This is a genomic window from Bacillus paranthracis, assembly GCF_024296885.1.
GTDB lineage: Bacteria > Bacillota > Bacilli > Bacillales > Bacillaceae_G > Bacillus_A > Bacillus_A paranthracis.
The window spans coordinates 270,336-292,347 of the sequence record NZ_CP101136.1 but is presented as its reverse complement, the minus strand read 5'-3'; the positions used below and the strand labels follow the sequence as shown (position 1 = coordinate 292,347).

Sequence of the window (22,012 nt, the reverse complement as noted above, 5' to 3'; positions counted from 1 at the left end):
AACGCACACCTCTTTTTATTAATATATAATTATAAAAAAATGTATATTACCTAATTTCTTTCTAGAAATATATTTTATATGTAGGTCTATATTTTCAACTCCATTCATTCTTAAATATTTGTTTATACATCATTCATAGAACTAACTCATGTCAATCCAATCTATTAATTTAGTTACAAACCTGTAACTATTATAGTTACAGGTTTGGTGAATAGTCAACCTTATATGTAATTTTGCATTGAAAATCATAGATACTTCTATAAACTTACCCTTAATTATTGTAAGAGAGATTGAGCTTCTATCATTTTAAGTAACTGCATATATGTAATATAAAACATATATGGGGGGTTAAAACGTGGTAATTTCAAGACAAGATTCTTGGACTAATGATAACGATTTACTTCTCGCATCAACAGTACTTCAGTATATTCGTAACGGTGGAACACAATTAGCTGCATTCAAAGAAGTAGCAAAACTACTAGCTAGAACACCCGCAGCTTGTGGATTTCGTTGGAATTCATATGTGAGAAAACAATACCAAGACGAAATACAACAAGCCAAACAACACCGTAAAGCGGGAAACAACATTCCTCTCTCCCAATCAGAAAAAGAAACAAACTCTTTGTCTATTACATTAGATGACATTATTCTCTTTCTACAAAATTATAAAGATGTAAATGAATTGACAATTTTACAAAATCAAATTGAAGCTTTAGAAGCTGAGAATCAATCCCTTCTACAACGTTTAACTATGTATGAAGAAGAGTATCATATGTTACTGAACCATATCGATAAGACAAGAAGTTTAATTGTAGTGGATTAAACCGCATAACTATTTTGATTTTCCAGTAGGACCTTCGCCCTCCAAAATTACTTTTAATAAAAGAAATTTGGCCTCTTGCAATTGATAATAAGTAAAATACACATACATAATGTATGTGTATTTTTAATTGGACTATTATTAAAAGAAATGTTTAGTCTATGTTACATCTTTTCTAATATTTCTTGTCTTTCGCACCATTTCGTTAGCTTTTCTAATGCTTTTTTAGATAAACGTTTTGTTTTATAATTGCAAAATCTAGATAATGTAGACGGAGAAATACTAATTTCATCTGCTATTTCACGAATACTTACTTTTTTTTCATTGTGTACTTTCAGTATTTGTTCACGGATCTTCTTCTCTATTTGTTCGACTGATTCTACAGTCTTCTTTACTTCTTTAACAACTGTTACTTCAGGTAATTGTTCTTGAAGTTCTTCTATACATTTCTTTCCGATTACCCTATCCATTGATTGCAGCATTTCCTCAGGCGGTAAAATCGTTATTCCTAAATTAGCGTAATAGTTTTTAAACCAATTACGTTTCCCAATTTGTTGTTCATCAAGTGGATCACTATACTCCCAATGAGAGATTACTTTTTCATTTTCTAAATCCATTAGAACATTTTCCAACTGTTCTCTAATGCGATTCGGCTTCCAATCTTTTGGGATATCCATTACTGCTAGCAGCCCTTTGTCCCCACCTATAGAATATGGCTTTTTCAATGATGAATACATTTGTCTAATTCTCCATTGCCATGTTAAGTATCGAATTAACCTTTTATGATATTTGTGTCTATAACTATTGTATTCAAGTGCTTTTTTAGATAATAACGCTGTTGTATTATTTGATCCGTATAAGTAATTGGTTAAAAAGCTGCCTGGCTTAATACGACAAGACTCAATGCCCATGTATTCATTAGTAACACTATGTCTCCACAATACAACTGAATCTAATACAAATAACCTTTTGATTACTTCACGTTTTAATTCTAAACGTTCTCCATCATCATCACGGTCATTTAATACTACTACCTCATTATCATCATTTAAATAGATAAAAATGCTTGCTAAAGCCGCAATTCTCTTTGCTATTTTAATTTTATCTTCCGCTCTATAGTATTCTTTATTTTTGACTACTGTTTTTGGAATGTTACACATTTCTAAAACTTGCTCATAAGAAAAATCAATGAATTCGTCTGGAGATTTTGCTTCGTTTATCCATTGTATTGTAATTGCATCTAAACAATCTGCCGTTAAATCATCCATATTACTCATTACATCATCGACAAGGGTATTCCACCGAGCAGCTTCTTCTATATTTGTAAGTCTTAAATCTTCATCTTTGTGTGAAGAAAGCTGAGCTACACCATTAGAAGATTTAGTTTCAATAGGATATTGTAAAACCTTACTTAACTCATCTTCTTCAAATTGATTTTTTGCAATCCCATCTCTTAGCTTATAATAAACAGCAGAGTTATTTACCTCATAATAATCCTCATAGTTTACTATGCTTGTCTTATCTATATTTTGATCATTTTCTACTACTATGGAACTTGAAGGTGCTACATCTTGAAATTCTTTTTCTATAAATCCTTCGATTTCTTTATATATTTCTTCCTTATAGGAATCAATTTTCGCATAAATTTGTACTAATGTAATACCGGATTCTTGCTTTTTTTCTAGCCAAGACACTAATGCAGTAAATGATGGAGATGCATGAGATGAGGTTAATACTTTATTATTATTGTTTTCAACATCTTTAAAGTATGCATTCCACTTATTCCATACTAGCTCATTTGTTTTATAAATTGGCTCAGAGATTAACAATGCATCTCGAAACATTTGTAATAAATTATCCACTTTATATCCCTCCCTAAACCATGGATCATAACAAAGTAGTTTTCATCATAAAATTCCTTACTACTATTATATTTAATTTATTGTAACAGATATTTACAAGGTTTTGCGTCTTTCTTCCCCTAACTCGTCATCTTGCAACATGGTTGCTCTTTCTCTTCCTATTTCTTCTCTACTTGCATTCCTTTTGCGCTTTGCTTTCCCTTAGTCCTCAATTTGCAACATGGTTGCTCTTTCTTTTACCTATTCTTCTTTACTTACATTTTTTTGCGCTTTGCTTTCCCTTAGTCCTCAATTTGCAACATGGTTGCTCTTTCTTTTACCTATTCTTCTTTACTTACATTTTTTTGCGCTTTGCTTTCCCTTAGTCCTCAATTTGCAACATGGTTGCCTTTTCTCTTCCCTATTTCTTCTTTACTTGCATTTCTTTTGCGCTTCGCTTTCCTTAACTCATCAACTTGCAACACGTTTGCAGTATCCTTTCCCTATTTCTCTCAACTTGCAACAGTATAATTTATTTTTCAACCTAGTAATTTTAAAATTTTTAAGCTATTTTTCTTATATTTTGAGTAAGTTACATACATAAAATGCAACATGTTTGCGGTATCCTTTCCCTAACTTCCCTACCATTTTCACTCTAATCCCTTATATACCAAGGGTTTAGGTACTTTTCCACTTACTTATATACATATCATCCAACTTGCAACACGTTTGCGGTATTCATGCCCTTATTCTTTACACAAGATGCAACACTGTTTGCGGTATCCTTTCCCTATTTTCAATCTATAAGTGCCAAAAAACCCTTTTATATCAAGGGTAATCCTTGCAATTCATTATTAATGATCCTGCTAACCAACTTGCAACACGTTTGCGGTATCCTTTCCCTAACTCCCCTATCATTTTCACTCTAATCCCTTATATATCAAGGGGTTAGATACTTTTTCTGCTTATTCATATACATATAATCAACTTGCAACACGTTTGCGGTATCCTTAACACAAAAAAAAATTAAGAAATTCTCTTAACCCTTGATACGACTAGCTTCATAAGCTGTTGCAAGTTGCTATTTTTCTTCTTAAAGGAGCACATTTTTACAAAATTCGTTTTGCTATAATCAAAATTGGAATATTTTATAGTAATTTGGCATATCTTTCTGAATTTGTAGAACGGAGGTGAAAAAGATGGGAAAATCATTTGTGATACGTAATCAACGTAGCTTAAATGGGGAAACAACCAATGCTGTGTTAGTAACATTAAAAGCTTGGCAAAAATTTGTGGAAACATTTGAGGAGAAGTACTACAGCTATAAAGATACATATTTAGAAGATATTCTGCAGCACATGACATACGAAGAACGTATTGCTGACGTAGAAGGCTTTGTCGAAAAAGCCAAACCATCTTTTTCACGTCGCGCAATGTCTGCACTTGCAGGAAAAACAGGAAGAAAACATAAATTATACGGCATTACGAATGCTGATCTCGAAGTTTTCTTATATCTACATAAGAAATGCTTTACTAATGGTGTTATTCCAAATGTAACAATACATATGATGTGGGAAGATTACAAGCAATACAAAGAAGAATTTGCTTATATCCAACACTCTCAATTCTATATTGCATTAAAGAAATTAAACTTACATAACATTATCTCCATTGAAAACGGAGTAGATGGCCGATATACTATCAAGCTGACTCATTTTATGAATGAGGAAACAGGAAAAGCAAATCCATACGTATATATTAGTCCTGTTGTATTTACAAAGGCTTTCTTTAAGCTATCTGTAGCGGCTAAGAAACTATTCTTAGATATCGCCATGCAACAACATACAGAAACAACATTAAAGCGTTCTTTGGACAAGCAGGACGAAAGAGGCAACAAAACTCACTTCGGTGGGATGTATCGTTTCTTACATAAAAAATATCCGCATCAGATCCGTGCGGTTATCGAAGAATTAACAACTGCATTACCATGTACGGGGAATCCCCTATTCAAAATTTGCAAAATGCAAAAAGGTGTAAAGCATACAAAACGATATACAACCTTATATTTATCTATTCATTCGGATTTTTTATGTAAAAAAGAATCTGGAGAAGAGCAACACAGGGATCCATTTACACCAAAAGCTACCTATGCTCGTAAAGCGAAATTTATAGAAGCAGTTCTACAAGAGATGAATATCGGTGAACTGTCTGCAGACATGAATAAATTCATTCATGTATTAAAGCATACTTGTCATCGCCAAATCCGCAGTGTAATTCGCGGACTTCGTGACATAATTGATCGAAAAGAAGGATATCCAACGAAAATTGTATATACATTGAAAAAACTATTACATCAAACATCTCAATATCAAATCCTTGATGCTGCAGCGAAAGAAGGTATCTACCCTCTTATTGCGCAACATATACCAAAAGAGAGAAATAGTGACCGTGAGCAAGCTGTCTTTAATTTCGGTTTATATTATTCTATGTACTCTCTACACAACATTAAGAAGATGTTTAAGAATGTGCATGCACTACTGAAGCAGAAGTTTGCGGTACCTGTGACGGAAGAATCTTATCACCGTAATTATTTAAAATACCCGGAAGAAACGTTATTTAGAAAATATGCATATGATCAAGGTGTGAATCTTCATGCATATATCGCTTTAGAAATTGAAATGCGAGAAAAATTAAAAGTTCGTGGTCATAAAGAACGCACGATCCCAAGTGATGTACGTGAATGGTTTATCGAAGCCATTGATAAGCTACCACAAGAAAAACTTCGTGTGATTGAGCTACCAAAGCAGTTTAATTTACTAGAGTTTATGCGTACCTTCGAACGTTTAGTACGTGCTGGTGTAACAATAACAGCTCCAGATCAGGTACTAACTGCAATGGAAATAAAATAATAACAACTAGCTCTCTATTTTTGAAAAAAACAAAAGTGGAGGGCTATTCGTGTTTCTTTAATTAGTAATACCTTCCTACTACTCTATTTATAAATACCAAATCGAAAGAACTTCATGTAAAATGGAGTCTTTTTTTATGCACTTCTATACAAATTTGGTTCTATCAATACATAACTCTCCACATAATACTAGAGTGTGTTCTTCTAATGTATTAAAACCTATCTCATAATACCTACAAAAAATCAAAAGGAAAATAATAATAATAGTGGATATGAGGATAAATATGATCCAATGTGGATAATATTTCCTCAATACCCCTGATAATACTACTGTCGCTCATTTTATCTAATAAAAATCATCAATAATAATGTGAGTTATGTGTAAATACTGAGTAATGTTAACAAATAGCTGCCTAACCTGAATGAAATGTGGATAATTAGAAGATTAATACCAACTTGATTACCAAAATAAGTAAAACAACTTCTATTTACAAGATTGAATATATATAATGCGATTGGTATCAAATTCTTTCCGATTTCATGTAGAAATATAGTATTTTCTTTCTGCTTTTTTGTAGAATTAAAAGTCTAATAATCCTTGAATCTACGGATACTTTTTCTATAATTTATGATTTTTTATGTTTTTATATCAACTTTCCCCTTGCAGCAGTAAGTCTAACCTCTATTTTAAATAACCTATAAAAGTTTTATCTTTATTTCTTTTTAATATATAAGATATATATTTATAATAGATTTTTAATACAGCTAGTATGTTTGTTAATAAGATGTCCGACTTAATTGAAAATATTTGTAAATTACGTTATAATAATGGTAATTAAACAGATCATTACCCTCATACAAAAGGACAAACCTACGTATCCCTACCAGGACTAGGTTTGTCCTTTTTTCATTTTACTAAACAATTTATATTGGGAGGATTAAACATGGCTGTACTAAAAGATATGAATTACATAGAAAAGAATACTTATAATGAGATTGGATTTTTTAAAGGTATTCTTTGGGGATTAGTTTTTGTAGTGCCCTTTTGGAGTATTATGATAGCCCTATTTATTTGGATTTATAATTAATAAACAACATATCCCAAAAACAAAGGGTTGTTTGTCCGTTTGCTTTTGGGATATGCCAGCAACCGTGCGTAGCAAAGGGCGGTAGCAGGTCTTTCACTTATTTTCTGTTATAATATATCCAATGAAATTAGGTGATTATATTGAATGAAACAATTAACTTAGAGAAAACTTTAGAAGCTTTCTCTACATATTTAAGTGAAAAAGGCCGAAAACATTCTACAATCCAACGCTATGCATACGATATTAAAGATTTTTATAGATGGTTGAATGAAAATGAGTTGCTTTTACATATCAAATCATGGAATGAAATATCCGTAGATGATTATCAAGCTTATTTCTCCGTGTTAGAAAACAAACGAGAATATTCTCTTAAAACAAGGCACAGGATATGGGTGGTTTTAAAGAAGTTACACATGTTTTTAGGTATAGTTAGTCCATTAGATTATATTCATCTCTCTTTAATTCCGGATCAATCACTAAATGACAATGATTTTATTACTGTATTGGAAGAAGCACTTTTAAAACAAACTGTTCTATCAACTAAAGGATTAACAGAGAGACAAGCTAAATATCGCCCTCTAATCATGAATAGAAATGCTTGTATAATTAATTTAATAATAAACTATGGTTTGTCTTTGCAAGAGCTTGTATCGCTTAATATGAGCCATATACAGTTTGCTAGGAACACTATAATTGTTCCAGGAGAAAACGGAGTTACTAGATCCATCTTCTTAACAGTCGAAGATACAAAACAGCTTTACAAATATTATTCGACTATCCCTGAACCTGTAAGACCTCGACAGCACACAGATAATCCCCTATTTGTGGCATTTGATTTTAATCGAGGTACTTATCGATGGGTTTACGAAAATGATGCACCAAAGGCTTTGTCTGAGGTTGCTATACAAAAGATGATTCGACTTGAAGTGAAACGAGCAGAATTAGATAGGCGTATTTCTGCACAGCAGCTGAGGAACACATTTATTCTTCGCCTTATTAAGCAAGGACTTTCTGAAAGTGAATTAATTGCTAGAATTGGTTTTAAGACTAAAATATCGTTAAAAAGATATTTTCAATATTTGAATTTATAAGTCATATAAGGAAATTTGATATAAAATATTTATATCAATTAATCGTGCTGAGGGATTTATTGGTGATATTTCACCTTAATTCATATCTTAATTGGCTCAATTGAATTTATTATTAAACAATAAACTCCCTCTGCTTTAAATCATAATAGAGGGAGTTTAATTATTTCGTATACAGGTATATTAATTGTGCATTTTGTAAATTGTAACTTTAGATACAGTAACAGATCTTGCACCAATTAATCGTAATAGTAAAGATTTATGATTCTCATCACTATGTATTATATAACCAATTCCTTCGTAATAATGAGCACTTAAAGTTTAGTTTTAGAACTCTCCATCTGCTAACTCCTAAGTCTTTAAGCCGTATTGCTAAATCACTCATTTGATTTACTTTGCTGTTTTTTTGTCAGTTTACTTTTCCTCCTCTATTTTTAGATCTATTTCTTTAATTAGATTTTCATTGGTCTTCATTAATTCCTCGAAGTACTCTTCTTTATTTTCTTCTATGTACTTCATAAGTTCCTTAAATTCCATTATAATCTCCTCTTCGCTTTTACTTTTAAGTATTACTCTAATTCAAAGACAGATAACATCTCAATTTGTAGAAATGATTTTAGAACACCCCAAACTCCCTCGGATTCATGTAGTTGTACCTAAAGAAAATTTTCATACGTATTAAATCCAACCTCATTATATTAAGAATTACCTTAGTGAAGGAACCTCTTCAGGAAATGTCATATCTTTTTATCAAGTTTTTGCTGATTTTGTAATTTATCCCCACCTACGTTGCGCTTAGAGGAAGGAGAATTCTAGTTGGAATTCGTTAAAAATGAATATATCTTGGTACTAAAAAACTGCCGAGTTCAATTAATTTGGTTCAAGATGTTTTTTAATGCATTTTTTACAGTGACATCTATTTATAACAAAAAGATTTCGGGCTTTTCGTTCATTGACATTATGACAAATAAATCTTCTTCACCATTAATATCATGTATAGTAAACCACGTTAATTATCGCAATTACCATATGTAAATATTAACATAAAAAAGAAATAATTTGCAGACTTATAAAGCGTTTTCGCGAATGATATCTTTATATTTGGATTAAATAGTATTAATTACAATACATACCTTGAAAACATGTAGAAAAGAGGTGAATAAGGTTAAAAAGATTTTAATTATTATACTAACAGTACTAGTTTTGTGTAGTTCACTTTTTTATTTTGTTTTTTATAGTGAGTCTACGTTATCAAAAACAAAATCTAACATTCCCTACAAAAAAGAAGAACAATCTGTAACTTGGGGAAGAAAGGCTGTAATAGAAGATAGATTTACTGGTATTCAAAATAAAATCAAGGTTGCTATTTTGGATAATGGTATATATAAAGAACATGAAGATTTAAAAGGTAAAGTTGTAAAAGAATTCAATACTATTAATTTAAATAATCCTATTATTGATGAAACTGGCCATGGAACTGCTATTGCTGGAATCATAGCTGCTGAAAATAATAATTTGGGAATTTTAGGTGTAATGCCAAACATTCAACTCTATGACGTCAAAGTCCTTGATAAGCAAGGTAAAGGCGATGTTGACCATCTTATTAAAGGTATACGTTGGTGTATAGAACAACGAGTTAATATATTAAACATTAGCTTTGGGTTACAATCTGAAAGTCCTGAATTAAAAAAAGCAATAGATGAAGCAGTAGATTCTGGAATTATTGTAGTAGCTGCTGCCGGTAATACTTATGGATTGGGTGTAGACTATCCCGCTAAGTATGAAAATGTTATATCTATATCATCAGTAAATAAAGAATTTAAACGTGCTAGCTCATCTGCCAAAGGAAAAATAGATTTTGCAGCTCCTGGAGTTGATATATTGTCAACTAATCAAGATGGAGGGTATTCCACATATAGTGGAACATCGTTTGCAACTGCATTTGCAACTGGTGTTATAGCTGCATTATTAGCTGAGGGCGATAATACGCTTAACTTGGACCAAATTAAAAAAATTTTAATTGAGCGTTCAATAGATCTAGGAAGTACGGGTTATGATAATGAATTTGGCTATGGTTTAATACAAAAATGACTAGGAGTGACTAAAGATGCAAAAATTATTAATAAAAATAATGATATTGACTTTATTTATTACTTTAATTCCTAATTTAGGGATTATTGTTCATGAAGCTAATGCTGCAACACAAGAAACAGACCTAATTGATCAAAATGTAGAACAACAAGTTGATAGTAGCGTTTCAGAAGGGTTGAACGTTGAGGTTGTTACAGATAATAGTGCAGAAATTATAGTAGAAAGTGCAGTAAATGCTGAAGATTTTACCGCATCAACGGATGTTTCTTTAGATAAAGAAACAGGTGATATTCAGGTTAATGGAAACTTTATTGATGAAAATGGAGAAGAAATAAAAGTAAATTTTGATGTTGAAGTCATTGAATCAAATGAAGAAGTATTCATCGCCAACTTTAGAGATCAAAAAACTGGTAAAATATATGAGTATGATACAACAAAACTTCAAGCTTCTGTAATACCAGCCGTTCCAGTGGTATTAGCTTTAGTAGCCAGAGCAGGTATCCAAGCTGCTATAAAAAAATGGGGAAAAACTGCTTTAAGACAAGTTTCTAAGCAACTAACAAAATCAAATAGTCCAGTGTGGAAAGGTCTATCATCACATAAAGGAAAAACAAAAACTAGTGGTAAAGGTTCAAAAAAGAAATACTATGAATGGGATCATACTCATAACGACATTGAGGTTTATGATAGTAAAGGTAAGCATCTAGGAAGTATGGATCCACTTACTGGTGACATGATAAAAGGTCCTGTTAAAGGTAGATCTATAAAAATATAATAGTTTGAACAGAGGTGTATTATTTCTTGAAAAAAATTAGAGGTTGGAAAAGAAGAGTAAGAAAGCTGAATGAATGGAAAGTAGAGAATAGTCAATTTGATAATAAATTTTTAGAGGTTAACCATTTTGATTATGTAAAAACTTTTAATTATCTAGATACACAGGATTTACCAATTTGGTATAAAAAGAAAGTGATTTGTGCATTAGTTGAAGTTTTTCAAAGTTGGAAGTCGACCGCCGAATCTAAGTTTGATCACTTTTATTTAAGATTACAGATAAATGGAAATGATTTATTAGATTCTCAGCTAATTATAGCTTTAGATGAACAAATAGTAGAGTATAAAAATAAATTCGTCGAATATCAAACTCAATTGGAAAAGCCGTTATTTTTAAATAACATTGCTCTCAACTGGCAGGCATATCATTTAGTTTCTATTTGGCTAGAAGATGAAATAAATACTCTATCTGCAACAGAAAAAGAATTATTATTAAATAATTTACTAGAGGTCCGAAAGGTTACCTCCTACGAAGATGAAACTTCTAATGAATATTTAATTAAGGACAGTGTCATTTGGGTATCTGATTACGAGAATATTAAATAGAATAAGTATAAAAAGTAAATAACTTCTAGAACATGGGTTTAGTACAGTACTAAACTCATGTTTTTGATTCTAGTTAAATTTATATTCCATGTTTGAAACATTGCATTGCCACTTTATTACTTGGTGATTCCTCTTTAATTTCTTAATAAATATTCAGAGTTATATTGTTATCCCCATAGCAAAGTATCATTTCATACTGCCATGGAGCATTCCTCCTTTTTTATTAGATAGAAAAAGAGAGTCCCTATCTAATAGGCACTCTCTTTTATGTATATCCTCTATTTTTAATCAACTGTGATTTCATGTATATTCAACTTGTTTAACTTTTCCATATAAAAACTCATTACTTTTTGAGCATGTTGTATAGCGATTAATCCATCTTGAACAGTAAGTGCTTCAAAATACGGATAACGAATGTCTGTAGCATAACCATTCAGCTGCACACATTGTTCTAAAATCAATGAGAACTCCTCATCTAATCTACAACAAGATTTGTGCAGCATTAAAAGGTTATGAGTTTTTGGGACTATTCTACCATTTAGTGCAAGAAATCCTTTTAGAAGTTTTTCCACACATTGTTGACTATGATAACAAATAATTGCAGTAGGGAAAGGTTTCATGTGAGTTAAGTAACCAGCAGAATCTAAATCAGATTTTGCAATGAATACCCATTCTTTTAGATCCTCAGTATTTCTCATATAGGACCTTCCCTTCTAGTGCAATCTTATGTTCCATAGTTACGGTACGGTTAGCACGTTCTTGAAACTCTTCTGGCCCATACACTAAAATATCAACTGGTGTTTCCATAACATCATAAATACCCCAATTGATACGATTAATGACTTCTCTTTTTCTTTCTCCGACACCTTCCACAACAATACAGAGATCAAAATCACTGTCTTCATTTGGTGTGCCATATGCATGAGAGCCAAAAAGGATGATTTTTTGGACAGAAGATACAGTTTCACGAATCTTTTGCACCAATAGGTCCAATTCCCTTTGTACTTCTTCGTTAATCCGAATCACTCCTCGGATAAAGTAATTATATTGACGTTTAAGTATATTATACATGTGTTCCTCTTCTCCTTGCTATTACATATTTATTTTTATATTTTTCTCTTGTTTCCCAACGTTCTGCAATGCTTGATAACATTCGTATATCTGCTTGAAATCTTGTAAAAATCCATCGTCAGAGATACTATGAAATCCTTTAAAGTTCTTTCTACACCAATATAAAATGCTAGATTCATCCTTCGCTAAAAAAGAATCCGGATTGAAATGAATCAAAGCCCCTGCTAAACAAGCCAGAAGCAATGGTATCATTTCGGAATCTTGCTTTGATAAATCAAGTACAGATACAACGGTATACTGTTTATATTGGTAGTATTGTAGAACACCATTACACATGTTTGTTGGTGTTAAACTGTGTTGTAATTGAGTGGAATCTAATTGATACACTCTCATCTTGTCCCCTCCTATATCATTACTTCTCAATTGGTGCAGCTTTCATAAAAGCCTTTTGAGCTTGGAAAATGATATAGTGATTCGATACGGTACCTTCATCAAAGAGTTCGTTAACGAATTGGGCAACAGTCATGGCAGCGAACTTATTGGTAATAACGCGCTGTGGTTCTGAAGCAGCTAATTCGGAACAACTTAATTGACTTGGAGCCGTTTCTTTTTTCGTAAAAGCATCCGGAAATAAATCGCCAAGCGGTGAAAGAATGACCTCGCCATTCAATTTAACTCCACATACTGCTTGTCCGTTATAACCACTGTTTTTATAATCAGCTATTTGTTGAGGTGTCCAATGTCTTTTATTTACTTCTCTCCAATTATCAGGAACGGTTACAGCTGTATTCCCTACATCGATGTAAAGAAGATTATCCGATTGATGGAAGAATTGATGAAAGACCTCACGAGAAAACATATTATCTACTGCCCCAATTACAATTGGCAGATACAAGTAGTCGTCTTTATGTTGTTTTTTTAATAAATCATATTTATTACCAAACAACTGCTGCATTGTTTCTATGTCTTCTATGTACTGTGACGTAAAGGAAGAGATAGGAACGTTATAGCCAGCTTTATATCGACGAGCCAGTACTTGTGCTTTGTATTTACCAACATCAGGTCGAATAAAGAGTTGATTTCCAAGGTTTTTTTCTTCAACCGTGTCTGGATCTGCAACTACAATTTCGCCATCCAATTGAAAAATACTCATCATTTGAGCAATATGTTGTAAAATTAATCCTCCGTTTCCTCCAGCACCTACTAATACAATATGTGGTACAATCTTCTTTCCTTCTGCAATATCAATAACAATACTCATTTTTATAGCCCCCTATTTTCTTTTGATTGTGTATTCTCTAAATTTCGTAGAAATGGAATCGATAAATTTGTAATCCTATGCACGGTATACAAGTCAAATGAATGCATCAATAGTATCGGTGCAGCATAAATGACTCCTTCCTCTGTCCTTCTAATGCTTTATATATGTGATTCATCTCTAACTTGCACATAAATTGAAATAGCTTATAGTCATCATGCGATTCCTCTATTGCATGTTTATTCTTTGTAAGAACTAACATGTAGTGCTTTATCTTTGTAAACATTGAGCCGTGAATTGTTTTTAATGTTGTCATAATAAAGAAAGAGACATAAAATATGTCTCTTTTACGCCCCCTTGTGTATCTATTTTAAAAGTGTGATCCTACTTAAATCGTAATTTTGGCTTATCCCTTTCGTTGCATATTCTCCTGCAAATATAAAGTTAGGGTTAATAGAATGAAATTCCCCATTTACACAAGTGCGTACAAGTAGTTCAGGGAAAACATCCTCTATTCTGCCAACAATTGCATAAAGAATAGGAGCCCGTTCACTTTGATCATCTAAATCACTTGGTTCAGCAGAGAAACGATGATGACTATGTATCTCCATAATTTTCATAGCGATAGACTGCATCTCTATATTCGTTTCAGGGATTACAATTTCAGTTGCTACCTGCTGGCGTGGAAAGTCCATAAAATAACCACGCTCTGTATTGAAATAGATATCAGCATGTAATTCGCAATCACGTTTACGAGAAATGGCCTGTGCAATAATGATAAAGTCCATTAATAAGATCCTCGGAATAAAATCCCCAGGTAAAAAATGCTTACGCCAAGCACCAAAAGAAAAAGGACAATCTGAAATAGATTGTCCCTCTACAGTACTTGCTCCTTTTGCGCCGACAGTTAAAATCGGAAGTAGTGCATTTGTATCCTCATCAAATTTAATGACAGTTAAGCCTTTAACAAATGAGGGATAACGATGCTCTAATTTTACGCGGATGTCCTCTGCTTCTATTTTTCTTACATCTGTTGAATCTCCATTTTGAACAGCGATTCCATGTGTAATTTCTTCTTCTGTAAACCAATCTACTAACGGTATATCTCCAAATACTACGTGACGAACAACCGTTGTTGTATTGATTTTATCTAGACAATCTGTAGATTTTGTAGCCTTAACTTTCTTACTACTCTTTGTCTTATCTTTTGTTTTTTCCTTTTTTTCTTCCTTTTTAGCAGTGGCTTGCTCTGAAGCAGCTTTTTTCACTGGTACTGTTGTTTCCTCTACTTGTTTTTCCATATCAAAAAAATCGAATAAGTTAGTCATATTAAAAATCCTCCTAGTATGTTTTCTTGTATATAATCCCGCTATTTATTAAAAAGTAATTTCTGATTCTATTAGAATAGAATCATCAAAACTTTGGTTTTCAAATCGTTTAAATAACTCTCCTACTGGTTCCGTGTGAGTATGTGTAAGGTCATGGTTGAATGAACTTGCAAAGAATAAAACATGAAATGTTTCTAAATCTTTTAAAGTCCGGAATTCAGGTATCACAACTCTACCCGTACATACAGATCCACTAGGATGAACATTAGAATATGGAAATTGATATAATTTCATTCCTTCTTCTAACTCCATATCTTCTTTTACAGCAAAGACAGAGATATTCGTAACTCGTTTTTGGTACACCGTATAACGAAATAATAGACGTGGAAAGCCTACTTGTTGAAACGGTCGTTCAAAAAAATGAATATCCCACTGAGCCTTTGGTACTTCAATCCAAACAGCTTGTTTATCTCCACTCTTAGATAACACCTCGTGTTTTATACAACCTTTTGGGAGTACGCCACTAGAGTAATGAGTATTATCTTGTGTACCCTGCTCCATAACTTCTTTTAAAGCTAAATAAAAGTCCTTAAAAGTAACGGCAGTTTCTCCACGTGATAATTCGTTGTTAAATTGCTGTATGGTTACAATTCCTTTTGGCTCTAAAGCATCAAATATTGCTACTGTCTTCATTTGTTGTTTCCCCCTGCGTATAGATTGCTTCCAATAAATCTAGTAACATTTCAAATTTATATGGCCCGTATAATGGTTCCTCGCCATAATAGAGATAAAGAGATTCCTCATTAATTTGGTAAGAATACCTTACTGGATAACAATCTAGTAATATTGAAATTTTTTCTTTATGCTTTGGTGATATGCCATCTATCGTTTCAGCTATAGCACCCCATGTGTCCTCTGCAGCTTCCTGTATTTCCTTTAATGGTATGTCGAATAATGTGGAGAGCTTTTCATGCTCTTCTTCATCAATTGGAAAAGCTTCTAAGCCCATATCTTCGATCATGTCCGTACCCAATTCTTTAAATCCTTCTTCATGGTCTAATTCATAGATATTCTCTCGCTCTAAATACGATGGAGAATACTGTGTTACATCAATCGAAAGCGCATGCAGCCTTTTAAAGTAATGTAAGAAATGAAATTGACATGAATAAAATTTAGATAGATTTATGTTTAATAGGTTCATGGAAAGTAAGAAGATTACAATCGTATCTGTTGTTTCTATGTCCTCCCACCTTAGTGATTGGTTTTCATCTAGAAAATCCACACAAGTTAGGATTTTACCAATTGCCCCATGAGAGATTTTGTTGAAATCTATCTCTATATCTTTAGAAAGGCTTTCTAATATATATATTTCCTCTTGATATCTTTGTTTAATTTGTTCCCAACATACAATGCTATAAGTTTTGTTTAACTTAAGTGATAGTAAGTAGTTTGACATCGCTACATTAGATGCATAGCTAAATAATTTCTTCATTTTTAGGCCCTCTGTACTAACTTGCTATATTTTTTGTTAACTGTATCTCTTCAAAGATACGAAGTAACATCTCAATTCGTTTAATTGCTGGAAAATATGTATCATCATCATAGAAAAGGTAAAGTTTTTCCTCTTCAGCTTGGTAAAGCATACGTATATCAAACTGATTCTGGATTGAATGAAAGAAACTTTGATCCTCTATCTTGATATTAGAGAACATTTCACCAATTGGACTCCATGCATTCTCGATAATGCGGTTTAATTCATCCATGGGTATATGAAATAGATTCGAATATATGATTAGAGTATCTTTATCGTCGCTATCTACCTCTTCATGATGTAATTTCATATCTTGAATTAAGTCATCCCCCCAGCTTTTAAATGAATCCTCACAATCGTATTCTTCGAAATTATCTTGTTCTAAATAATTGGGGTAATAATCTTTTACGGGAATTCCTAATCTATACATACGCATAAATATCTCCATAAGATACAATTGCGATGTATAGAAGCAGGAAAGATCAGTATCTAAAGATTTTTCCGCAATCATGATTATTTCAAGTAAAGTTTTCGAATCTAAATTAATAGGGAAATTGGAGTCCTCTTCTAAATAAGAAACGGCAGCCATTACTTGTTGAATGGCTCGTTCCGAAATCTTGCTGAAGTCTATTTCTCTTGAGTGCTCTAAACAATCTAATATGTAGATTTCTTCTTCATGTTTCTTATCTGCAAGTAATTCATGTAGTAAGTGAGCATTCTTTTGTATTTTTAACGAAAGTAGATACCTTCTTACTTTCTGCTGATTGTATGTAAATAATAATTTCATACCTGGTTCCCCTTCGTCTTTTCTCGAATCATTGCCGCAAGACGGATTATAATTTCATAATAAGAAAGTACCCATTCATCAAATGAGTACTGTTCATAACCATCCTCTAGAAATTCAATCAAAATATGACTGGGATACGCTTCACTTTGATAGGTGTTAAACGAAAATTCATGTAACACGAATTGAAAATCAGATTGTGTTATATGTTCCGATCCTATACATAAATAGTAACCAGCTGTATCGAAGTAACATCCTTCCGCAGCCATAGAACTAATATCCGAAGCGAAATTCGAATACATGTCTTCTGAGCTAAATAACGTCCCATCTAACAGGTCTTCTTCAGTTCCAAAGGCAAAGTGACAAAATATACTTGTTTGCTCGTTAAAACGCGCAAGCGACTCGAATAATAGTTCACTTGTGATATGCAACTTGTCCCTGTGAAAATCATTGATATTGATTAAGAATGGGATGTTATATTTACGAATTAATTTTTGTATGCGTAGTATCCGAATGTATACTTTCATCTCATTTCCTTGATTAAATAAATATCTCATCTTCTAGCCCTTGCTTTTCTACATCTTCTAGTTGTTCAGTGAAAAGATGTAAATGTAGCATTTCTTTTAATTCACAATCTGGACCATTTATACGAAATGAATTACCACTATAAAACGTGACATAATGACGTAGCTGTTCAAATTGCTTTTCAAATTCATCTATATGTTCTAATGGTATGTTTTCTAAATCAGGCATTTCGTTTGCAATAAATCCATTTATAATCGATTCAAAGGATTGACGAAGTTCTTGATTATTAGGAAGGACTTCTTTTGACTGTAAAAAGTCAAAGAAGTCACTGTGATTCATACTCATTTGGATGCCCCCTTACACGCGAACCGGTAGAATTAACTGCAGATTAGAGTGAGTTGTATCCTCTGCTCCCACTACAACGATAGGTCTCTGATTACTAATCATTTTTATCGCGATTGTTTCAGAAGTTATCGTTTGTAGTGCTTGCAGCAGATATTCCACATTACAAGCCAATGTAAATGCTTCTACTTGATTACATGGAATTTCTACACTTGCAGTACCTACTTGAGAATTTTGTGGTTTAAGATGGATGCTTTCTTTTCCTTCTGACGTAAGTACGATTAAGGAAGAAAATGCTGAAAGCTGCTCCAACGTGTTTTTAAATTCTTCACGTGATAGTTGTATTTCACTTTTAAATTCGCCGGGTACCATACGTGCCGTATCAGGATATGTACCAGCTAATAATCTAGACTGATAAATAATACTTTCGCCACGGATCAACAGCTGTGTATCACTAATTAGCTTTAATTGTAAATTTGTTTCACGATTAAAGAGCTTAAGAGCTGTTTTAAGAGACTTAATCGGTAACACGACTCCACCATCTTTTGCGATAGTGATCTTTGTACAATCAAAATGTAAACGGGCTAAACGGTGAGCATCAGTTGCTATACTAAAGAACTTATCATCAACTGATTTTAAGTTCACACCTGTTAGGATTTTACGTGTATCCATTGCAGGAATAGCATGTAATGTTCCGTTGGCCATTGATACAAATTGTTCTTGTGAAAGTGAAATCCAGTCTTCCCCTGCTTCAATTTTAATTTCAGGATATTCTTCGTGATCCATGGTACAAAAGCTAAATTGTTTCTTCTTACTTTCTACGATTTTTAGCTCATTGTTTTTATGTTCAAGACCGATGAATTCACTTTTGAATTTCTTAATTGTTTTAAGTACCGGAGCAGCTGCAAAAAGCACCTTCCCCGGTTCAGTACAATCCCCACTGTTTACGTTAAAGCGAGTTACTAATGTTACTGTTTCTGTACCGTCTGACCCCATTAGAATCATTCCCTTTGAATTACAATCCAATAAAACACCTTGTAATGCAGGCATTGGGTTTTTAACGTCTACAGTAGCACTAGCTTTCTCTAATTTTTCGATAAATAATGTACGGTTAATAGTAAATTGCATAATAAATCCCTCCAAAAAGTAATAAAAAAAGAACAGACCTCATATCCTGTTCATTCGTTTTCCTGCTATAAAACAAAGGTTTACGCGCTTTGTTGTTTTTTTAACTGTTCTATAAGTTGATGAATGGCTTCTGTATGATCATGAAGTAACCATTCTCTAAAGGACGTAACATCACCAGGAATAAGAGCTGATAACCACCGGTTAAGCTGTTTCTCATTTCCAGGACGAATATTCTTCGCTTCGTGAATCAACTGTAAACTAGTTAGCATTCCTTCTAAACCACCAATCGTCGTATCCTCAAAGGTTCTTGCTTGTGCGTTATAATTGTGATTATAGGCAAGTAGAATCTCCTTGGATGTAATACTTAATGGTTTTGCAAGCTCTTGTATGTTTTGAATTAATACTCCTAGACTTACTTGGCCATTCGATGGTTCCTTCTTTGAACTTCCTTGTTTATGTTTTTGTTGTAACATAGTAGGTGGTGTGAAATGGTACCCTTTCTTTTGATAAGAAACATAGATACTATTTGGACCATTGCTACGTGTAGAAAGTTCTACTTTTATAGGTTTTACATTATAATACCGATAGGTAAGCCAATTCTTCAGCATTACCTGTTAAGAGTGGCTTTTCCCCCGGTCCACACCGTACGTGAGACTTTCACCTCATACGGCGCTCCATCTAATAATCAAATAGCATGAATTTTGTTCCTGAATCGTTTCAGTTTATTAATTTCCTTATTATTCAAGATGCTGCTCATATCAACTTCATTGTGTATTGCCTTGTGAATTTCCTTATCTACACAGGCTAGATTTGGCAGCTTATTGACTTCTTCTAACGGGAGATTAGGATTAATGTGATGAACATGCAGGTTGTGCTTCCCAAGTGGGACTCCTGTAATTCTACATTTTCCTCTATCTCTGTTGAACGCATATCCTCTATTCATAAAGTACTCAAAATTGTATCGGGGTGAATTCACAAGTTTTTTCCTGACTTTCTCAAGGAGAGAGAGGCTTGTAATTTCATCTAGTCTGACACTGAACTCCTTTGTTCCCTTTCTTCGCTCGATTAATTTACGTCCCGAAGGAGAGTATGGAGTTTCATTTTGAACCTTTTGTTTATATAGGTTTTCGTTCATCTTGGTTAGGTTTAAATGCATAATGCCAATGTAGCCAACTTCGGTTTTAATAGCTAAAGTCTTTTGTGTCCGTTTAGGGTATTTGTCCGCAAGGTTAATACACTTGTTGATAGGATGTAAGACCCCACCACGCCTAGATAGAAGATTAAAAGTCTTTTTTCTTAACTTATAACCTTCTCTATCCATTATGGGAGATTCGGTGGCATATGAATAATAATTTATTAATCCTCTAACCTTTGAGTTATAGGCTAAGATTAGCTGTGCATTACTCAGTTTATCGTGGCTTAATCTTTTGCCGAGAGAAGTGAGTGTGGCTCTGAGTTCTTTTACTTTTCTTTTAATCTTCTTATCAGAAGGAGTTATTTGGCTGATATATCTTGTCTTTTTATCCTTCTTCTTTTTTCCTTTTACACCTTTTAAGACTACCTTGTATTTGAAGCCAAGAAATTCTATTGGCTTATGCCTGATGTTGGTTATTCTTGTTTTCTCTTCGGATAGTTCAAGTTTAAGTTCTTTCTGAAGAAAATTCTTGATAACAGTCTTCCATCTATAAGCATGGGATTTGTTATTAGTGACTAGAACCCAGTCATCAGCATATCTGATTAGATAGCCTGGCTTAAGGTTAGAAGATTTTAAACCTCGTAATTTATGATCGTGTTTCGAATACTCATGTCTGGTTGTAAATTCTTCAAATTGCTTGGCAACCCATTTGTCGAAGGAATGTAAGTATACATTTGCTAAGAGGGGGCTTAATATGCCACCTTGGGGTGTACCATTGTCATTTCTAATGATATTTTTGAAGATTCCAGCTTTGAGGAATTCCGTTATTAGGCACAATATTCGTCTATCTTTGATTCCCATGCTCCATAGTTTTTTTATAAGAATCCTATGGTTTACTTTGTCGAAGAATTGACGAATATCACCTTCTACGATCCAGTGATACCCAGTGTTATGAACAAGGACTTTTACTCTTTCCAACGCATGATAGGTAGTTCTTTCTGGTCGAAACCCAAAGCTGTATTTGAAGAATTGTGCTTCGAGTACAGGCTCTAAGACTTGCTTCATCATTTGTTGAATTATCCGGTCTTCTATGGTTGGAATACCGAGAGGTCGTTGTCCGCCATTAGCCTTTGGAATAAACACACGTTTTATTAGGTGCGCCTTGAAATTTGTGAGTCTACCACGAATTAACTCGATAAGTTTTTCTTCGGATAGTCTGAGGTAGTCTTGGATTGTTTTTCCGTCTACCCCTGGAGTCATGGAGCCTTTATTGCTTTTTAGCGAGTGTATCGCAGTGACAATATTAGGTTTTGACATCGCAATTTCAAGGAGAGATGTGTGTTTGATTCTCGTCTTTTTTTCCATATGCTCTTTTGTTTTTGAGTACAGCTTGTCTAATGTTCTCTTTAATTCTGTTTCTGATTCAAGAGTATTTTCTAGTTTTCGCACCAAATTGCATCACCTCTTTTGCTGAGATTTTGCTCTAAGGTTTAGTCGGTTACTGTTACACATTCCTAGAATAATTTTGCCTTTGCATGATTATTAGACTTGGGCCCTTCCCTCTAGTTATATTACATAACCTTCTTTGGTACTATGACCCTACTGCCATTGGTGTTAAGGAACTTCAGTATTGTATGTGTAATACCTTATATCCACGAACCGATAATTAACCATCGTATGACGTTCTCACCAACTTC

General features: G+C 33.2%; 22 protein-coding genes and 1 pseudogene. 7 read left to right on the top strand and 16 right to left on the bottom strand.

Annotated features, from left to right (window positions below):
• The first annotated feature begins 355 nt into the window (after positions 1–355).
• On the top strand, positions 356–823 hold the full coding sequence (locus NLJ82_RS28620) for an RsfA family transcriptional regulator (RefSeq protein WP_046647641.1): 468 nt from the start codon (positions 356–358) through the stop codon (positions 821–823).
• 161 nt (positions 824–984) lie between these two features.
• Here NLJ82_RS28620 and NLJ82_RS28615 read toward each other — a convergent pair whose 3' ends face one another.
• A complete protein-coding gene (locus tag NLJ82_RS28615; RefSeq protein WP_046647643.1) occupies positions 985–2,682 on the bottom strand; it encodes a helix-turn-helix domain-containing protein in 1,698 nt (565 codons plus the stop codon).
• Positions 2,683–3,860: 1,178 nt separating this feature from the next.
• Between NLJ82_RS28615 and NLJ82_RS28610 the strand changes: the two genes are divergently transcribed.
• The 3 genes from NLJ82_RS28610 to NLJ82_RS28600 all read left to right on the top strand — a co-directional run bounded on the left by NLJ82_RS28610 (position 3,861) and on the right by NLJ82_RS28600 (position 7,748).
• The gene (locus NLJ82_RS28610) at positions 3,861–5,570 is read left to right on the top strand and encodes a hypothetical protein (protein ID WP_046647645.1); all 1,710 of its coding nucleotides are present in this window, start codon (positions 3,861–3,863) and stop codon (positions 5,568–5,570) included.
• A gap of 943 nt (positions 5,571–6,513) precedes the next feature.
• The gene (locus NLJ82_RS28605; RefSeq protein ID WP_162837644.1) at positions 6,514–6,657 is read left to right on the top strand and encodes a hypothetical protein; all 144 of its coding nucleotides are present in this window, start codon (positions 6,514–6,516) and stop codon (positions 6,655–6,657) included.
• A gap of 131 nt (positions 6,658–6,788) precedes the next feature.
• The gene (locus NLJ82_RS28600; protein WP_046647647.1) at positions 6,789–7,748 is read left to right on the top strand and encodes a tyrosine-type recombinase/integrase; all 960 of its coding nucleotides are present in this window, start codon (positions 6,789–6,791) and stop codon (positions 7,746–7,748) included.
• Positions 7,749–8,159: 411 nt separating this feature from the next.
• On the opposite strand, the gene NLJ82_RS28720 is transcribed toward NLJ82_RS28600, so the two are convergent.
• On the bottom strand, positions 8,160–8,282 hold the full coding sequence (locus NLJ82_RS28720; protein WP_256490000.1) for a hypothetical protein: 123 nt from the start codon (positions 8,280–8,282) through the stop codon (positions 8,160–8,162).
• 618 nt (positions 8,283–8,900) lie between these two features.
• On the opposite strand from NLJ82_RS28720, the gene NLJ82_RS28595 reads away from it, so the two are divergent.
• From NLJ82_RS28595 to NLJ82_RS28585, 3 genes are read left to right on the top strand one after another with little or no spacing between them, the layout of a single operon-like run.
• Positions 8,901–9,836, top strand: a complete 936-nt coding sequence (locus NLJ82_RS28595) for a S8 family peptidase (protein ID WP_046647649.1) — start codon at positions 8,901–8,903, stop codon at positions 9,834–9,836.
• 16 nt (positions 9,837–9,852) lie between these two features.
• Entirely contained in the window at positions 9,853–10,611 is a 759-nt protein-coding gene (locus tag NLJ82_RS28590; protein ID WP_046647651.1) for an SAR2788 family putative toxin, read from the top strand.
• Between the two features lie 26 nt (positions 10,612–10,637).
• On the top strand, positions 10,638–11,213 hold the full coding sequence (locus NLJ82_RS28585) for a hypothetical protein (RefSeq protein WP_046647653.1): 576 nt from the start codon (positions 10,638–10,640) through the stop codon (positions 11,211–11,213).
• Positions 11,214–11,497: 284 nt separating this feature from the next.
• Here NLJ82_RS28585 and NLJ82_RS28580 read toward each other — a convergent pair whose 3' ends face one another.
• The 14 genes and pseudogenes from NLJ82_RS28580 to ltrA all read right to left on the bottom strand — a co-directional run bounded on the left by NLJ82_RS28580 (position 11,498) and on the right by ltrA (position 21,764).
• Positions 11,498–11,911: a HEPN domain-containing protein gene (locus NLJ82_RS28580; protein ID WP_046647655.1), complete on the bottom strand. Its 414-nt coding sequence runs from the start codon at positions 11,909–11,911 to the stop codon at positions 11,498–11,500.
• Positions 11,898–12,284, bottom strand: a complete 387-nt coding sequence (locus NLJ82_RS28575) for a nucleotidyltransferase domain-containing protein (RefSeq protein WP_046647657.1) — start codon at positions 12,282–12,284, stop codon at positions 11,898–11,900. Before NLJ82_RS28575 ends, NLJ82_RS28580 begins: the two co-directional genes overlap by 14 nt.
• 21 nt (positions 12,285–12,305) lie before the next feature.
• On the bottom strand, positions 12,306–12,677 hold the full coding sequence (locus NLJ82_RS28570) for a hypothetical protein (protein ID WP_046647660.1): 372 nt from the start codon (positions 12,675–12,677) through the stop codon (positions 12,306–12,308).
• Positions 12,678–12,696: 19 nt separating this feature from the next.
• Positions 12,697–13,545: a ThiF family adenylyltransferase gene (locus NLJ82_RS28565; RefSeq protein WP_046647661.1), complete on the bottom strand. Its 849-nt coding sequence runs from the start codon at positions 13,543–13,545 to the stop codon at positions 12,697–12,699.
• A 2-nt stretch (positions 13,546–13,547) separates the two neighbouring features.
• Positions 13,548–13,858, bottom strand: a pseudogene (locus NLJ82_RS28560) (hypothetical protein).
• Between the two features lie 49 nt (positions 13,859–13,907).
• Positions 13,908–14,870 (bottom strand): hypothetical protein, encoded by a 963-nt coding sequence (locus tag NLJ82_RS28555; protein WP_046647663.1) that lies wholly within the window; start codon positions 14,868–14,870, stop codon positions 13,908–13,910.
• Between the two features lie 48 nt (positions 14,871–14,918).
• Entirely contained in the window at positions 14,919–15,563 is a 645-nt protein-coding gene (locus tag NLJ82_RS28550) for a hypothetical protein (protein ID WP_046647665.1), read from the bottom strand.
• Complete coding sequence (locus NLJ82_RS28545; protein WP_046647667.1) at positions 15,541–16,362, bottom strand: hypothetical protein; 822 nt, start codon at positions 16,360–16,362, stop codon at positions 15,541–15,543. Before NLJ82_RS28545 ends, NLJ82_RS28550 begins: the two co-directional genes overlap by 23 nt.
• 16 nt (positions 16,363–16,378) lie before the next feature.
• A complete protein-coding gene (locus NLJ82_RS28540) occupies positions 16,379–17,188 on the bottom strand; it encodes a hypothetical protein (protein WP_046647668.1) in 810 nt (269 codons plus the stop codon).
• Positions 17,185–17,742 carry a hypothetical protein gene (locus tag NLJ82_RS28535; protein WP_001269724.1) on the bottom strand — a complete coding sequence of 186 codons (558 nt, stop codon included), beginning with the start codon at positions 17,740–17,742 and terminating at the stop codon, positions 17,185–17,187. Before NLJ82_RS28535 ends, NLJ82_RS28540 begins: the two co-directional genes overlap by 4 nt.
• Positions 17,726–18,055, bottom strand: coding sequence for a hypothetical protein (locus NLJ82_RS28530; RefSeq protein WP_000062338.1), 330 nt, complete (start codon positions 18,053–18,055; stop codon positions 17,726–17,728). Before NLJ82_RS28530 ends, NLJ82_RS28535 begins: the two co-directional genes overlap by 17 nt.
• A gap of 12 nt (positions 18,056–18,067) precedes the next feature.
• On the bottom strand, positions 18,068–19,180 hold the full coding sequence (dnaN, locus tag NLJ82_RS28525; protein ID WP_046647669.1) for a DNA polymerase III subunit beta: 1,113 nt from the start codon (positions 19,178–19,180) through the stop codon (positions 18,068–18,070).
• Positions 19,181–19,260: 80 nt separating this feature from the next.
• The gene (locus NLJ82_RS28520) at positions 19,261–19,788 is read right to left on the bottom strand and encodes a hypothetical protein (RefSeq protein WP_046647670.1); all 528 of its coding nucleotides are present in this window, start codon (positions 19,786–19,788) and stop codon (positions 19,261–19,263) included.
• 77 nt (positions 19,789–19,865) lie between these two features.
• The gene (gene ltrA / locus NLJ82_RS28515; RefSeq protein ID WP_002019929.1) at positions 19,866–21,764 is read right to left on the bottom strand and encodes a group II intron reverse transcriptase/maturase; all 1,899 of its coding nucleotides are present in this window, start codon (positions 21,762–21,764) and stop codon (positions 19,866–19,868) included.
• Positions 21,765–22,012: the final 248 nt, after the last annotated feature.

Bases quoted from the DNA above. Each gene is read 5' to 3' on its own strand.
- NLJ82_RS28610 (WP_046647645.1), top strand. From the start codon at position 3,861: ATGGGAAAATCATTTGTGATACGTAATCAACGTAGCTTAAATGGGGAA.
- NLJ82_RS28605 (WP_162837644.1), top strand. From the start codon at position 6,514: ATGGCTGTACTAAAAGATATGAATTACATAGAAAAGAATACTTATAAT.
- NLJ82_RS28720 (WP_256490000.1), bottom strand. From the start codon at position 8,282: ATGGAATTTAAGGAACTTATGAAGTACATAGAAGAAAATAAAGAAGAG.
- NLJ82_RS28590 (WP_046647651.1), top strand. From the start codon at position 9,853: ATGCAAAAATTATTAATAAAAATAATGATATTGACTTTATTTATTACT.
- NLJ82_RS28580 (WP_046647655.1), bottom strand. From the start codon at position 11,911: ATGAGAAATACTGAGGATCTAAAAGAATGGGTATTCATTGCAAAATCT.
- NLJ82_RS28575 (WP_046647657.1), bottom strand. From the start codon at position 12,284: ATGTATAATATACTTAAACGTCAATATAATTACTTTATCCGAGGAGTG.
- NLJ82_RS28570 (WP_046647660.1), bottom strand. From the start codon at position 12,677: ATGAGAGTGTATCAATTAGATTCCACTCAATTACAACACAGTTTAACA.
- NLJ82_RS28565 (WP_046647661.1), bottom strand. From the start codon at position 13,545: ATGAGTATTGTTATTGATATTGCAGAAGGAAAGAAGATTGTACCACAT.
- NLJ82_RS28555 (WP_046647663.1), bottom strand. From the start codon at position 14,870: ATGACTAACTTATTCGATTTTTTTGATATGGAAAAACAAGTAGAGGAA.
- NLJ82_RS28550 (WP_046647665.1), bottom strand. From the start codon at position 15,563: ATGAAGACAGTAGCAATATTTGATGCTTTAGAGCCAAAAGGAATTGTA.
- NLJ82_RS28545 (WP_046647667.1), bottom strand. From the start codon at position 16,362: ATGAAGAAATTATTTAGCTATGCATCTAATGTAGCGATGTCAAACTAC.
- NLJ82_RS28540 (WP_046647668.1), bottom strand. From the start codon at position 17,188: ATGAAATTATTATTTACATACAATCAGCAGAAAGTAAGAAGGTATCTA.
- NLJ82_RS28535 (WP_001269724.1), bottom strand. From the start codon at position 17,742: ATGAGATATTTATTTAATCAAGGAAATGAGATGAAAGTATACATTCGG.
- NLJ82_RS28530 (WP_000062338.1), bottom strand. From the start codon at position 18,055: ATGAGTATGAATCACAGTGACTTCTTTGACTTTTTACAGTCAAAAGAA.
- dnaN (WP_046647669.1), bottom strand. From the start codon at position 19,180: ATGCAATTTACTATTAACCGTACATTATTTATCGAAAAATTAGAGAAA.
- NLJ82_RS28520 (WP_046647670.1), bottom strand. From the start codon at position 19,788: ATGCTGAAGAATTGGCTTACCTATCGGTATTATAATGTAAAACCTATA.